Origin of the sequence: Propionicimonas sp. (assembly GCF_034927565.1) — a bacterium.
Classification (GTDB): domain Bacteria; phylum Actinomycetota; class Actinomycetes; order Propionibacteriales; family Propionibacteriaceae; genus Propionicimonas.
This window is the reverse complement of the sequence record NZ_JAYFPT010000096.1, coordinates 1-14,920: the sequence shown is the minus strand read 5'-3', so window position 1 is coordinate 14,920 and position 14,920 is coordinate 1. Positions and strand designations below refer to the sequence as shown.

The window sequence follows — 14,920 nt, the reverse complement described above, 5'->3', positions numbered from 1 at the left end:
CCGCAAGGTGCACCGCCGGCCGCGCGCCGAGTGCGAGAGCCGCGGGCGCGAGCTGCTGACCCGGATCGACCTCGCCGACCGGGCGCAGGACTTCCCCGACCGGCTGTCCGGCGGGCAGCAGCAGCGGGTGGCGATCGCGCGCGCCATCGCCACCGACCCCGAACTCCTGCTCCTGGACGAGATCACCTCCGCCCTCGACCCGCAGCTGGTCGGCGAGGTGCTCGACCTGGTGGCCGAGCTGAAGCAGGCTGGCTCGACCATCGTGATGGCCACCCACGAGATCGGCTTCGCCCGCCGGGTGGCCACCCGGGTGGTTTTCCTTGCCAACGGCCTGATCTGTGAGCAGGGACCGCCCGAGCAGGTGCTCGACGACCCGCAACGGCCCCAGACCCGGGAGTTCCTGCGCCGGGTGCTGCACTGAGACCGGATTGTTATCCGGCGAATTTCCATCCGCCTCTTGTAGATCGCTCTACAACGCCTGTAGTGTGCTCTTCATCACGCGGTGTAGACCGATCTACATTGCGAATGAGGAGGATCAGTGGCGATCAACGCGCAGCACTCGGTCACCATCGAGGATGTCGCCCGCACCGCGGGTGTCTCCCGTGCCGCGGTCTCCAAGGTCATCCGCGACGCCTACGGGGTCAGTCCCGAGATGCGTGCGAAGGTGCAGGCCGCGATCGATGAACTCGGCTACCGGCCGCGGGTCGCTGCGCGTGCCATGCGTGGCGCCACCTACACGTTCGGGGTCGAGATCCCGAGCATCCTCAACCAGTTCTTCCCCAAGATCATCAACGGGGCTTCCCAGACCCTGGCCGACAGCCGCTACCAGCTGATCATCGCGCCAGCGGTTCCTGAAGACGCTGGTTTCAAGGCCATCGAAGCGCTGGCCGACCGCCAGGTGGACGGCATCGTGGTGATCACCCGGGTGCCCTACGAGTGGCTGGAGAACTTGGGACGCAAGCTGCCGCTGGTCGCGATCGGCAGCCACTACGCGTCGAAGAACTACGACACCCTTGTCGGGGACGACCTGCTGGGTGCGGCTCTGGCCGTCCGGCATCTGTACGATCTCGGCCACCGCAGGATTGTCCACCTGACCCTGAACGAGTCGCGGGATCCCTCAAATGTCGGTGCTCCCCACTCGGTGCGGCAGATCGGCTACGAGCGTGCGGTTGAAGAACTGGGCCTGTCGCCGGAGATCGTCTGGGTGGAGCCGGACGTCGCGGCCGCGGAGGCATCCGCACGCGCCCTGCTGCGGTCGGCGGACGGCCCAGTCGGGCTGTTCGTCTCTCACGACGAACTCGCGCTGGGCGTCCTCACTGCTGTTGCCGACCTCGGCCTGACCCCGGCCCAGGCCTCGGTGGTCGGCTATGACGACATCGACATCGCCGCCCATCCGCGGATGTCGCTGACCAGCATCAACCAGTCCGGCACCCGGATGGGTGAGATTGCGGTCCGCCTGCTGCTGGAGCGCATCGCCGGTCGCGTCGAACCTGTCCATGAGGTGGTCACCCCGAAGGTCATGGTTCGCGGGTCCACCGCGGCCCCGGATCCGCACACCCCCCAGTCCACGGGCACGGTCGCCCGTGCGACACAGGAATCCCGCTAGCCGGTCGACCACCGTGGCGACCACGAATTCAGGAGGTACAACGCCGTGTCAATCCTCAACCAGGGCCGCTGGGCCCTGATTGCCAGCCTGACGGCCGGCATGCTGGCCCTGTCGGCCTGCAGTGCCGGATCGCTGGGCACCAGCAGTGGCTCGCCCGGTACGGGCAATGCCGCAAATGTGGAGATCACCGTGCTGGCCGACAGTTCCGACCAGACGTCGAAACCGTTGCAGGCAGCGATCGACGCCTTCAACGCGACCGACGCAGGCGTCACGGTCAAGCTTGAGACCAGGGCCCAGGGCACCGATGGCGACAACATCGTCAAGACCCGTTTGGCCACCGGCGAGATGACTGACATCTTCCAGTACAACTCCGGTTCCCTGCTGGCAGCCCTCGACCCCGCCAAGAACCTGGTCCCGCTGACCGGTGAACCGTTCATGGCCAATGTCGACGACTCCTTCAAGACCTCCGTCACCCAGGGTGGGGAGATCTACGGTGCGCCGCAAGGCTCGGCGACCGGTGGCGGGATCCTCTACAACAAGAAGGTCTTCACCGACCTCAACCTGCAGATCCCGAAGACCTGGGCGGAGTTCATGGCGAACAACGCCAAGATCAAGGCTGCCGGCATCGACCCGGTGATCCAGACCTACGGCGAGACCTGGACCTCGCAGTTGTTCGTGCTTGCCGACTTCCACAACGTGACGGCGGCGCAGTCCGACTGGGCGGAGCAGTACACCGCCAACCAGGCGCACTATGCCGAGGAGCCGGCGCTGAAGGGGTTCCAGCGGCTGGAGGAGGTCTACAAGGCGGGCTACCTCAACAAGGACTTCGCCTCCGCCAAGCAGTCCCAGGGCTTGCAGAAGCTGGTCGAAGGCAGTGGCGCGCAGTACCCGATGCTGACCTTCGTCATTTCGGCCTACGTCGGCATGGCCGACGACGCCGCCGAGAACATCGGCTTCTTCGCCCAGCCGGGCGACGATGCCGCGACCTACGGGCTGACCGCCTGGTCGCCCGGAGGCCTGTACATCCCGACCACAACCACCGGCGACAAACTGGAAGCTGCCAAGAAGTTCCTCGCCTTCTGGGCCAGCCCGGCCGGCTGCGATGCGCAGACTGCCGCGGTGACGCCGACCGGGCCGTACATGGTCAAGGGCTGCACGCTGCCAGAGGGCCTGCCTACCGCGGTGAACGATCTGCAGCAGTACTTCACCGATGGCAATGCCAGCCCGGCGCTCGAGTTCGTGTCACCACTGAAGGGCCCGAACCTGGAGAAGATCACCGTCGAGGTCGGCTCGGGCATCAGCTCGGCCGCTGACGGAGCCAAGCGCTACGACGAGGACGTCAAGAAGCAGGCCCAGCAGCTCGGCCTGCCCGGCTGGTGACGGGCTGTGGGGGCCGGATGGAGCCCGGCCCCCACCTCCCACGCTGAAATCTATCTCCGCTGGCGGTGCCGGTGACAACCGGCACCGCCACGGTTCCCCACGACCACAGGGAGGCACCATGACTGCCACCGAAGCCATCCCCGACGGGACCAGCGCCCGTCCCCGGCACTCCGCTGCACAACCCACCGCCTATGCTCGCAAGGCCTACCCGCTCTGGTTCCACCTGCCCGGCGGCATCGTGTTCCTGCTGCTGTTCCTGGTTCCCACCGTCTTCTCCTTCTACTTCGCCTTCACCCGCTGGACGCTGTTCGAGTCGTACTTCATCGGCTTCGACAACTTCGTGATGTTCTTCAGCGAGCCCGGCCTGATCGGCTCCTTGCGCAACACGCTGGTCTACGGCTTCGTCACCTCCGGCGCGAAGGTGGTCCTGGGCATGCTGCTGGCAGTGGTGTTGAGTGCCCCGATCATCGCGCGTGGCTACCTGCGCTCGGTGACCTTCTTCCCCGTCCTGGTTTCGGCGGTTGGTGTCGGCCTGACCTTCCAGGTGCTGCTGGATCCGTTCAACGGCCTGGTGAACCAGGTGATCTCGTCAATCACTGGTGCGGACGGTCCGGGCTGGCTGACCGATCCCAACATCGCCCTGCTGAGCGTCGCGGCGATCGACATCTGGAAGGGCGTCGGCCTGGCGACCCTGATCTACATCGCCGGGATCGCCGCGATCCCGAACGAGTACTTCGAGGCCGCCCGCGTCGACGGTGCGTCGTCCTGGCAGAGCTTTCGCAACATCATCCTGCCGCTGTCGTTCCCCGCCACCTCGACGGTGATCATCCTGTCCCTGATCGGCGGCCTGCGCAGCTTCGACCTGATCTGGACCACCACCGGCGGTGGGCCGGGCTTTGCCTCCGACGTGATCGCCTCGGTGATCTACAAGCAGTACCAAGCCGGCTTCTACGGCCTGTCGACCGCCGGAAACGTCATCCTGTTCCTGGTGGTGACCGCGATCATCTACCCATTGTCGCGCTGGCTCAACTCGAAGGAGACAGTGCTGTGAACGCCATGCGTCCCGCCACCCGCTGGCTGATCGGCCTGCTCGGCATCGCCCTCACGACGGCACTGTTCCTGGTGCCGTTCGGCTTCATCTTCACGATGGCCGCCAAGGATCCCAACGAGGCCTCCAAGCTGCAGTTCACCTGGCCGGAGCACTTCCAGCTGTGGCAGAACATCGTCGACGTCTTCCAGGCCCGCGACTACATGCTGATCATCGCGTTCATCAACTCGACGGTGCTCACTGTCGCCAGCGTGGCGCTGATGGTGATCTTCGGCTCGATGATCGCCTTCGTCCTCGACCGGCGCCCCAGCCGGTTGAATCCCCTCATCAACACGCTGGTCCTGGCCGGCCTGATCATCCCGCCGGCCGTAGTGCCGACGATCTGGGTGATGCAGAGCATGGGCCTGTTCAAGACCCTCCACGGGCTGATCCTGATCGAAGTCGCCTTCGGCCTGTCGTTCACCGTGCTCACCATGCGCGCCTTCGTCGCGACCATCCCCCGGGAGATCGACGAGGCGGCGATCGTCGACGGTGCAGGCCCCTTCAGGCTTTTCTTCCGGGTGATCTTCCCGCTGCTGAAGTCGGTGATCGTCACCGTCGTGGTGGTGCAGTCGATCTTCGTGTTCAACGACTTCCAGAACCCGCTGTACTTCCTGCCCGGAGACTCGAACGCGACAGTCCAGTTGACGTTGTTCAACTTCCAGAGCCAGGCGGTCACCACCTACAACCTGTTGTTCGCCAACATCCTGGTGATCACCATTCCGATGCTGGTGATGTACATCTTCTTCCAGCGCCAGATCGTCGCCGGCATGACCTCCGGCGCAGTCAAGGGTTGATCTCCACCTCAACATCGAAAGGCCTTGCCATGCCCTCCGTGGTCGACTCCGTCCGGCTGGAATACCGTGCCGACTCACCGTTCGTTGCCGTCGCCCGACCCAGGATCTCGTGGGTGACCCGCAGCGAGGTGCCCGGCTGGCGACAGCTGGCAGCCGAGCTGTCGTGGGACGACGGCAGCACCCGGGTGACCCACCGGCTGCCAGGGGATGGATCAGTGCTGGTGGCCTGGCCGTTCCCGGACCTGGCTCCGCGACAGCGCGGCCGGCTGAGCGTCCGGGTCGAGGGGGTGGACGGCTGGACGGACTGGAGCGCTCCGCGCGAGGTGGTGGCTGCCTTCCTGGCCCCGGGCGAATGGCGTGCCCGGTTCATCGGTCTGCCTTCACCGGCGCGGCGCGCGCAACCGGCGTTGTTGCGGCGGGAGTTCGTCGTTGGTGCGGGGCTGGTGCGGGCCACCTGGTACGCCACCGCCCTGGGGGTGTACACCGCCGAGTTCAACGGGGTTCCGGGAGACGACCAGATCCTGAAGCCGGGCTGGACGCCGTACCAGTACCGGTTGATCCACGAGACCACCGACGTGACCAGCCTGCTGTCGGAGGGCGCCAACGCGGTCGGGGTGGCCCTGGCCGGTGGTTGGTACACCGAGGCCTACGGGTTCCACGGGCTGGCCAAGCCGTTCTACGGCGACCAGCCGTCGTTCGCCGGACAGTTGCTGCTGGAGTATGCCGGTGGCACCGCCGAGTGGATCACTACCGGATCGGACTGGCAGGCCAGTGGCGATGGTCCCTGGGCAGGGTCCGGGATCTACGCCGGTGACACCTACGACGCCCGCCGGCTACAGGCAGGCTGGTCGTCGCCGGGATTCGGCACCGCCTGGCCGGTGGCGCGGGTGGTGCCTGCGGGCCCGGAGCCCGGTGCGCGAACGTCACCCGAGGTACGTGTCACCGGGCGGTTGCCGGTGGTCGAGACGTTCACCTCGCCATCGGGCCGGCTGTTGCTGGACTTCGGCCAGAACCTGGTCGGTCGGCTGCGGATCCGGATTCAGGGCAAGGCGGGGACGACGGTGACGTTGCGGCACGCGGAGGTGTTGGAGAACGGCGAACTGGGAGTCCGTCCGCTGCGCTTCGCAAACGCGACCGATCACTACACACTGGCCGGCGACGGGCTGCAGGAGTGGGCACCCACCTTCACCTTCCATGGCTTCCGGTATGCCGAGGTGACCGGATGGCCGGGTGCGTTCGATCCCGGTGCGGTCACGGCCGAGGTGATCGGCTCCGATATGCAGCGAACCGGTTGGTTCGAGTGTTCTGATCCGCTGGTGAACCGACTGCACGAGAACGTGGTCTGGGGGATGCGCGGCAACTTCCTGTACCTGCCGACCGACTGCCCGCAGCGGGACGAGCGGCTCGGCTGGACGGGCGACATCCAGGTGTTCAGCCCGACCGCCAGCTACCTCTACGACTGCAATGGCCTGCTCGCCTCCTGGCTGGTCGATCTCGCGCTCGAACAGCAGCACTCCGGCGGGGTGCCGTTCATCGTGCCCGACGTCCTGGACTCATCGAAGGTGCCGGCTGCGGCCTGGGGAGACGTGGCCACCATCCTTCCCTGGGTGCTGTACCAGCGGTTCGGCGACGCGGAGGTGCTGGCCGAGCAGTACGAGTCGGGCAAGGCCTGGGTTGACCAGGTCCTCGCGCTCGCGGGTGAGCGCTCCCTGTGGGAGGGCGGCTTCCAGTTCGGCGACTGGGTAGACCCGGACTCGCCACCGGATCTGCCGGGCAAGGCGAAGGCCGACCCCGACCTGGTTGCCAGCGCCTACCTGTACCGCTCGACCGACCTCCTCGCCCAGATCGCGGCACTGCTGGGACACTCCGGGGACGCGGCCGGCTACGCGGCGCAGGCCGAGAAGATCCGCCAGGCCTGGCTGGCCGAGTACGTCACCCCCGCTGGGCGGATCCTCTCCGATGCGCAGACCAGCTACGCGCTGGCGATTGAGTTCGGGATCGCTGCCGACCCGGGTCTGCGGGCCCGGATGGGCCAGCGCCTGGCCTGGTTGGTGCGCCGGGACGGCTACCGGATCAGCACCGGTTTCGTGGGCACTCCGCTGGTCACCGACGCCCTCGCCCATACCGGCCACCTGCGCCAGGCAGGCCGGATGCTGCAGCAGACCGAGTGCCCGTCCTGGCTCTACCCGGTGACGATGGGGGCCACCACCATCTGGGAGCGCTGGGACGCGCTGCTTCCCGACGGCTCGATCAACCCCGGTGAAATGACCAGCTTCAACCACTACGCACTGGGCGCGGTGGCCGACTGGCTGCACCGCAGCGTGGCGGGTCTCGCGCCCGCCAGCCCCGGCTACAAACACCTGGAGATCGCGCCAGCGCCGATCCCCGGCCTGGCATGGGCCAGCACCCGCCACGAGACTCCGTACGGCACGGCCAAGGTGGCCTGGCGCCGGACCGAGGGGCGGCTGGTCGTCACCGCGACCGTCCCGCCGAACTCCACCGCCACCGTCCGGCTGCCGGGTGGAGAGTCCTGCGAGGTCGCGGCCGGCCATCACGAGTGGACGGTCGCTGACCTGCCCCTGCCCGCACCGGTGAGACTGACCACCGGTAGCTCACTGGCCACGATCATGGACGACCCCGAGGCCTATCGGGCGGTTGTCGCAGCCTTCAACCGGATCGATCCGGTGCTGGCGCGGGACTTCAGTCGCCGGATGGCGTGGGTCCCGAACCAGCCGCTGTTCGGTGCCTTCAGCCTGGTCTCGCCTGCCGTGATCGAGGCGGTCGAAGACGGGCTGGCAGCGCTCAACGCAGCAAGGCAACTGGTATGAGCGCGCAACCCTGGCTCGATCCCGACCGCCCGCTCGAAGAACGGGTCCGCGCCTTGGTGGCTGACCTCACGACGGCGGACCGCCAGGCGATCGCACTGGGCGAGTTCACGGCTCTGACCAGCCGGGGAGTGCCGGAACCCCACTACGTGGATGCTGGCACGGGCCTGCGGGACGTCCCCGGCGCCACGGCCTTTCCGACCGGGATCGCCCTGGGCGCGACCTTCGACCCGGGACTGGCCGAGGAGTTCGGCCGCGCGGTCGGTGAGGAGGCCAGGGCCGCCGGCTTCACCGTGCTGCTCGGCCCTACCCTCGACCTCGCCCGCGATCCCAGGGCCGGACGGATCCCGGAGGCTCTCGGTGAGGATCCCCGGCTGACCGGAATGTTGGGGGCGGCGCACGTGCGCGGCGCGCAGTCCACCCACCTGATCGCCCAGCTGAAGCACTTCATCGCCTACAACGGCGAGGATCGCCGTACCGGGGAGGGGCTGGGCCCCGATCGCGGCGATTCGATGGACGTGCAGGTCTCGATCGGCGTGCTGCAAGACGCCTATCTGCGGCCGTTCAAGGCCGCCGTTGAGGCTGGTGCCTGGTCGATGATGGGTTCCTACAACCGGGTCAACGGCCGCTATGTGTGCGAATCATCCGAGTTGCTGGCGATCCCGAGGCGCGAGTGGGGCTGGCAGGGCTTCTACTGTCCGGACTTCCTGTTCGCGGTCCGTGACGATGCCGGGGCGCTGGCCGCCGGGCTCGACCTGGGGGCACTGGGCGGTCCCGGAGGACGGACGCCCGCCATGGTCGCCGAGGCTCCCGAGTCCATGGTCGACGACCTGGTGACCAATCTGGTTCGCGCCCTGATCGGGTCGGGCCTGGTCGATCATCCCCTGCCCGTCGCCCAGCCGCCGTCCACTCTGGCACACCGTGCGCTGGCGGAGCGGGTGGCCGTCGCGTCCACCGTGCTGCTGCGCAACCAGGCCGACGCGCTGCCGTTCGGCGAGGACGTCAGCAGCCTGGCGGTGATTGGTCCCAGCGGTGCCGACGCGATCTATGTGATTGGTGGTTCGGCGGCGGTCAGCGTCGACCCGGCCCGGAGGGTCACCCCGCTGGACGGCATCCGGGCGCGTGCCGGCGACTGCAGGATCATCGTGGCCCAGGGGAGTTGGGGGGATGCACCGCTGCCGGTGGTCCCAGCCAGCGCCTTCACCCTGCCCGATGGTTCCGGAGCAGGCGTCGAGGTGGAGTTCGCGGACGCAGCGGGTCGCCGCTGGAGCGAGGTGCTGGCGAGGGTCGACCACGCTGCGGATCCCGCTGATCCCTCCTCCCGCTGGCCGCTGCGGTGGCGGGGACGGCTGACCAGCCAGGTGACCGGAAGCCACCGGTTGAGCCTGGCTGTGGGCGGCAGGGCGTCGCTGCGGGTGAACGGCGAACAGGTGCTGATCGGGTCTCGCGAAGCCGAACGTTTTCTGGACGGGCCGTCGTACCCGCTGCAGGTCGTCGTCCACCTGGAAGCGGGGGTGCCGGCGGAGTTCGAGATCGACTACGGTCCCGGGCCGGCAATCACCATTCCGCCGATGGGGCTGGGGCCTTCGTTGCGGCTCGGCTGGCAGCCGCCCGACTCGCTGCTGGCGGAGGCGGTCGCCGCTGCTGCGGCAGCCGACGCGGCCGTCGTGCTGGTGAACCAGGCCTGCGGGGAAGGGATGGACCGGGACTCGCTGGGCCTGCCCGGAGACCAGGACGAGCTCGTGCGTCAGGTGGCCGCGGTCAATCCACGTACCGTCGTGGTGCTCAACACGCCCGGTGCTGTGCTGCTGCCCTGGCGGGAGCAGGTGGCTGCCATCCTGCAGGTCTGGTATCCGGGCGAGCGGTTCGGCGCGGCCCTGGCGTCCATCCTGTTCGGTGACCGGGAACCCGGAGGCAGGCTGCCACTCACCTTCCCGCACCGGCGGGAGCAGCTGCCAGGCGGCGATCACGGGCCCGAGACGGTACCCGCCCGGCTTGACTACGACGCCGACGGCGGGATCGGCTACCGGGCTCCGGGGGTTCGCGAGCATGGCGCGGCGTACTGGTTCGGTCATGGGCTTGGCTTCGCCCCCACGAGTTGGTCGCTCGCTGGGGTCACCATCACTGACGGCATCGTCCAGGTGTGGGTCGCGGTGGAAAACTCCACAGAGCGCGACACCGTCGCCGTTGTCCAGGCCTACGCCGAAGTGGACGGAGAACCGCTGGAACTGGCAGCGGTGGCCCGCGTGGCTGTCGTCGCCCGTGGTCGCGCGGAAGCCTGCGTCGAGGTGACGGCCGACGCCTTTGCGCGCTGGGACAGCGGCTTGCGGCGACGTCAACCAGTGGACGGACGGCATCGCATCCGGGTGACCCCGGACGCCGGAACTGCGGGAATGGTGGTGGAGGTCACGTGCCGGCAGGCGATGCTGTCCATCGCCTGAGGGTGTGCAACCGAACCCTGCCGAAAAGTGGCGGGAATTGCTGGTGGAATGGATGGGGCGTTGTTTTCGCGCGCTTTTGCATGTCGAATGAGATTGGTTTTCCGTGTAGAAGAACACACGAATTCTACGGGCCAGGGTTTATTGACGAAAACATGCGACTGCCCTACCGTTACAGGCGAAGCGCTTCATCCTCGCAAATACCCCCTGACGAGAAAGAAGGCAGATAATGTCGTCCACCCCAACTCTCGCTCGACGGCCGAAACGCCGTCTGCTCGCCACCGCGGCCGTGTTCGGCCTGGTGGTGTCCCCGCTGGCCGTGCTGACGCCGATGGAGCCGGCGGCAGCGGCCACGTCCTGTGCCGATGCAGCCTGGATGGACCGGTCGAAGACCCCGACGCAGCGCGCCCGGGCGTTGCTGGCCGCCAGCACCCAGCACCAGAAGTACCGCTGGCTGGTCGAGCAACCCGCCAACAGCCCGCAGCAGACCACCTTCTCCGGGGTGACGTATCCGGCCCAGCTGGACTGCACTCCTACGGTGATCTACACCGATGGGCCCGAGGGGGTACGCGCTGACTCCGGCGTTACCACCTTCCCGTCCCAGATCTCGCTCGCCTCGACGTGGGACACCGGGCTCGCGCACGCCAAAGGTGTGGCCATGGGCGACGAGGCGTTCGACCAGCGCCGTAACGGCATCCTGGCGCCGGGGCTGGCCAGCGCGCGGACGCCGTTGGCCGGTCGCACGCCCGAGTACTTCGGTGAGGACGCCGTACTGTCCGGACGTCTGGCCGCGGCCCAGGTCAACGGCATTCAACATCCCACCGGCAAGCGGGCGGTCATGGCGGAGTTGAAGCACTACGTCGCCAATGAACAGGAACTCGACCGGCAGACGAGTTCGTCCAATGTCGGCGAGCGGGCGCTGCGCGAGATCTATGAGCTGCCCTATGAAATTGCGCTTAATTACTCCAGTCCGGCCAATATCATGTGCTCGTACAACCAGATCAACGGGACATATGCGTGTGAGAACAAGCGGTTGAACAACGTCCTGAAGAACGATCTGGGCTTCGATGGCTACATCGTCTCCGATTTCGGTGCTGTGCACAGCACGGCCGAGGCGCTGAACAACGGTCTGGATCAGGAACTCAACCGGCCGGTCTGGTTCACTCCCGAGAAGCTCGACGCCGCCCTGGCCGCCGGACAGATCACCCAGGCCCGCATCGACGAGGCCGCCACGCGAGTGCTGACGGCATACATCACGGCCGGGCTGTTCGACCGGCCGATGGCTGCCGAGGTCACCGACGGCTCCACCGCCGCTCACAAGGATCTCGCCAGGATGCTGGCAGAGGACGGCAGCGTCCTGCTCCGGAATGATCGGAACACCCTGCCACTGACGGCGAAGAAGAACCTCAAGGTCGCGCTGTTCGGGCCCACCGCGTCCGACACACCGACCGACGGGGTGAGCGCCCGCACCATCTGCAGCCTCTACCTGCCCTTCGGCGGTGGCCGCAACACCATGCCCTGTGAGGATCTGGTTACGCCCGAGACCGCGATCCGGCAGGTGGTCGAGGCAGCCGGTGGAACGGTGACCTGGGACGCGGGCACAGATCTGGTCGCCGCAGCGGCGCAGGCCGCGACCGCCGATGTTGCGATCGTGTTCGGTTACCAGCGGATGGGCGAGTTCAGCGATCTGCCCGACCTGTTGCTGCACGGCAACGGTGATGCCCTCATCGAGGCGGTAGCGAAGCGAGCAAAGAAGACGGTGGTGGTGCTGCAGACCGGCTCGGCGGTCGAGATGCCCTGGGTGAAGCAGGTCGGGGCCGTGCTGGAGACCTGGTATGCCGGAGAGCAGATGGGGCCGGCCGTGGCGAACCTGTTGTTCGGCAAGGTCAACCCCTCGGGCAAGTTGCCGATGACCTTCCCGAAGTCGCTGGCCGACACCCCCGCCCGGACGGATGGGCAGTACCCCGGCGCCTTCTCCGACGGTTCGACCACCCGTCCGGTAGGCAGCAACGAAATCCGGCAGGTCGACTACACCGAAGGGTTGAAGGTCGGCTATCGCTGGTACGCCGCCGAGCATGTCCAGCCGTTGTTCGAGTTTGGCCACGGGCTGAGCTACACGACCTACCACTACTCCAGGCTGCGGGTGACGCCGATCGCCAGCGGGAAGGGCAAGTGGAGCCTGCAGGTCCGGTTCGACGTGAAGAACACCGGCAAGGTCAAGGGCACCGAGACCGCGCAGGTCTACCTCCAGCTGCCCAGCAGCGCTAAGGAACCGGCCAAGCGGTTGCTGGCCTGGGAGAAGGTGACGCTGAAACCGGGCGAGACCAGGAAGGTCGAGATCCGCCTGAGCGCGCAAGACCTTGCCGACCAGCGGCTGCTGCAGTACTGGAACGAGAAGAAAGCTGCCTGGCAGACCGCGACAGGCATCCACAAGGTGACGGTCGGCGGCTCCTATGACACGGACCTGTCGGCATACTCCGTGGTGATCAAGTGAAACAGGCGGTGGGGCGGGTCGAGGCCCGCCCCACCGCCTGTCAGACTCCGGCCCGACCGGCTAGCCCGGCGGCCGGAGCCGGTACGAAAGGGTGTTGTGGATGAGCGCTTCAGCGGAGCCGCTGGACAGTGACCGACTTCCGGACGGCATCGAGGCCACCCTGGAGAGCGCTCGTCGGTTCAGCCCGGATCCGTTCCCGGATGATCCGCCGCCTGACGGTCCCGCCGCCGTCTGGTGGTACCCGCCGGGGGAGTACGAAGCGGGCACTCTGCACCACCTGGTGACCGAGTCCGCGGCGGTCGCCCGTCACTACGCCTTCGCCGACAACTACCGCCGTCCTCGCGAGGTGCTCGCCGCGCAGTTACAGGTCGCGGCCGGTGGGGAGGAACTCGTGATCCGCGGCAACGGCGCGATCGACCACAGCCACGACCACATTCTGCGGGTACCGGGCCGGTTCGTCGGCACGGTTGAGTTTCAGGTGACCTGTGCGGCCGGGCAGCCTGCCACCTTCACGGTGGATTCGGGGGGCGGGCGGCTGGTGGCGCCGCCGACCTGCGAGGTACAGCCCGGGTTCCTGGTCGACCTCGAACCCCGGATAGGTGAGGTGCGTCCTGCTCATACACAACCCGAACCGACGGTTCGGTTGCCGTTGCGGCCCAGCCGTGGGTTGTTCGAGGCGCCGGCGGAAGTGCTCGCCAGGATCGTCGTTGAGAGCCCGGCGATGCCGAGCATCGCCACCGGCGAGAGCCGCGAGGAGGCACGTCTCGCCCGCGGGCTGGACCAGGAGAACGTCCATACCGTCCTGCCCCGCGCGGACGGCAGTTGGGGGTCGGAGCACGCGCTGGCCCTGCGCTATGTGCAACTCGATGTCGAGGCCAACGCCGTTCACGCCGAGGCCACCATCCGTCCGGTTCCCCGGCGAGGAGCGTTCGTGTGCTCCGATCCCGAGCTCTCCCGGATCTGGGGGACGAGCGCCTACACCCTGCGTCTCTGCATGCAGCGGCTGGTGGTCGACGGACTGAAGCGCGACCGGATGCCCTGGATCGGTGATCAGGCGATTTCCGTCCTGGCCAACGCTTACAGCTTCGGCGACGCCCGGATTGCCTACGACGGCCTGCTTGCGCTCGGTGCGCCCCAGGGAGGCTACGTGAACGGCATCTCGGACTACTCGCTGTGGTGGCTGATCACCGCCGACCTGCTGCACGAGTACTTCCCGCGTGATGCGTCGCCCTACCTCACCGATTGCCTGCGCGGACTGCTCGACTCGGTGCTGGAACGCGTCGACGAACGCGGGTTGTTCGTTCCGGTCACATTGCCTGGTTTCGACACCGACAATCCCGGCTCAGTGCTGATCGACTGGGGCTATGAGCTGCCTGACGGGACGGTCTCGACAGCCCTGCAGATGCTGTGGGTATGGGCGTTGGAGAGTGCCTCGGCAGTGCTGGGACGGGCGGGGACGACAGCGGCAGCCCTCATCGAATTGCGGGCACGAGCACTGGAGGCCCTTCGCGAGATGGCGTGGAGTCCCGCGGACGGCGCCTGGCGTGCCTTCGCCGACGGAGTCTCGAGGCCGGACCCGTATGCCAACTTCCTGGCTGTGGCGGCAGGCATCAGTGACCCGGTTGCCGAGCCGGGAGTGGTCTCGGCCTTTCGGACGGCCCGCGGGCGGACACCTTACCTGCAGACGATCGCGTTACGGGCGTTGCTGGCGGCAGGCCACCGGCGTGAGGTGCTCGACCAGGTGCGGCGGGACTGGGGTGCGGAACTGCGGCTGGGCGCCACCAGTTTCTGGGAGGAGTTCCCGATGCCCGGCACCTCTCCGCTGGCGATGTACGGGCGGCCATTCGCGCGCAGTCTGTGCCACGCCTGGGCCGCCGGCCCGGCCGCACTGCTGCCGGAGGCGGTCTTCGGCCTGCGGCTGCTCGAACCGGGATGGGCCCGGTTCGAGGTCGACCCAGAGCCGTGCGGGCTGGAGTGGGCTGCCGCGGTGATCCCTGCGCCGTTGGGTGACATCGGATTGTGGCTCGCGAACTCGAAGCTGACGCTGGACTTGCCCCCCGGCGTGATCGCAGTCGTTCGGGGAACCGCGGTACATGGTCCGCGGCGGTGCGAGACGACACTGGGCTGACGCCGGTCAGCTGACGTGGCCGGTGGCCAGGTGCACCACCCGGGCGCCACCCAGGGAGTCGAAGCGGTGGGGCTGGCAGGTCAGCAGCACGACCTGCGCGGTCTGGCCGACGTCGCCCAGCACCGCCCCCAGGGCCTTCAGGCGGGCGGGATCGGCGAAGCCGAG

The 14,920-nt window shown here is 67.7% G+C and carries 9 protein-coding genes; all 9 read left to right on the top strand.

Annotation, left to right across the window (positions count from 1 at the left end; translation table 11 throughout):
* Window positions 1-421 (top strand): ATP-binding cassette domain-containing protein (locus VB080_RS13935; protein ID WP_323419058.1); only part of this gene is annotated, 421 nt, incomplete at its 5' end.
* A gap of 117 nt (window positions 422-538) precedes the next feature.
* Entirely contained in the window at window positions 539-1,606 is a 1,068-nt protein-coding gene (locus VB080_RS13930; protein ID WP_323419057.1) for a LacI family DNA-binding transcriptional regulator, read from the top strand.
* Between the two features lie 45 nt (window positions 1,607-1,651).
* Window positions 1,652-2,986 carry an ABC transporter substrate-binding protein gene (locus tag VB080_RS13925; protein ID WP_323419056.1) on the top strand — a complete coding sequence of 445 codons (1,335 nt, stop codon included), beginning with the start codon at window positions 1,652-1,654 and terminating at the stop codon, window positions 2,984-2,986.
* A 118-nt stretch (window positions 2,987-3,104) separates the two neighbouring features.
* The gene (locus tag VB080_RS13920) at window positions 3,105-4,037 is read left to right on the top strand and encodes a sugar ABC transporter permease (protein ID WP_323419055.1); all 933 of its coding nucleotides are present in this window, start codon (window positions 3,105-3,107) and stop codon (window positions 4,035-4,037) included.
* A gap of 5 nt (window positions 4,038-4,042) precedes the next feature.
* Entirely contained in the window at window positions 4,043-4,870 is an 828-nt protein-coding gene (locus tag VB080_RS13915; RefSeq protein ID WP_323419059.1) for a carbohydrate ABC transporter permease, read from the top strand.
* A gap of 29 nt (window positions 4,871-4,899) precedes the next feature.
* A complete protein-coding gene (locus VB080_RS13910) occupies window positions 4,900-7,698 on the top strand; it encodes a family 78 glycoside hydrolase catalytic domain (protein WP_323419054.1) in 2,799 nt (932 codons plus the stop codon).
* The gene (locus VB080_RS13905; RefSeq protein WP_323419053.1) at window positions 7,695-10,136 is read left to right on the top strand and encodes a glycoside hydrolase family 3 protein; all 2,442 of its coding nucleotides are present in this window, start codon (window positions 7,695-7,697) and stop codon (window positions 10,134-10,136) included. Before VB080_RS13910 ends, VB080_RS13905 begins: the two co-directional genes overlap by 4 nt.
* A 226-nt stretch (window positions 10,137-10,362) precedes the next feature.
* A complete protein-coding gene (locus VB080_RS13900; RefSeq protein ID WP_323419052.1) occupies window positions 10,363-12,627 on the top strand; it encodes a beta-glucosidase in 2,265 nt (754 codons plus the stop codon).
* A 100-nt stretch (window positions 12,628-12,727) separates the two neighbouring features.
* Window positions 12,728-14,755, top strand: coding sequence for a hypothetical protein (locus VB080_RS13895; protein ID WP_323419051.1), 2,028 nt, complete (start codon window positions 12,728-12,730; stop codon window positions 14,753-14,755).
* Window positions 14,756-14,920 lie beyond the last annotated feature (165 nt).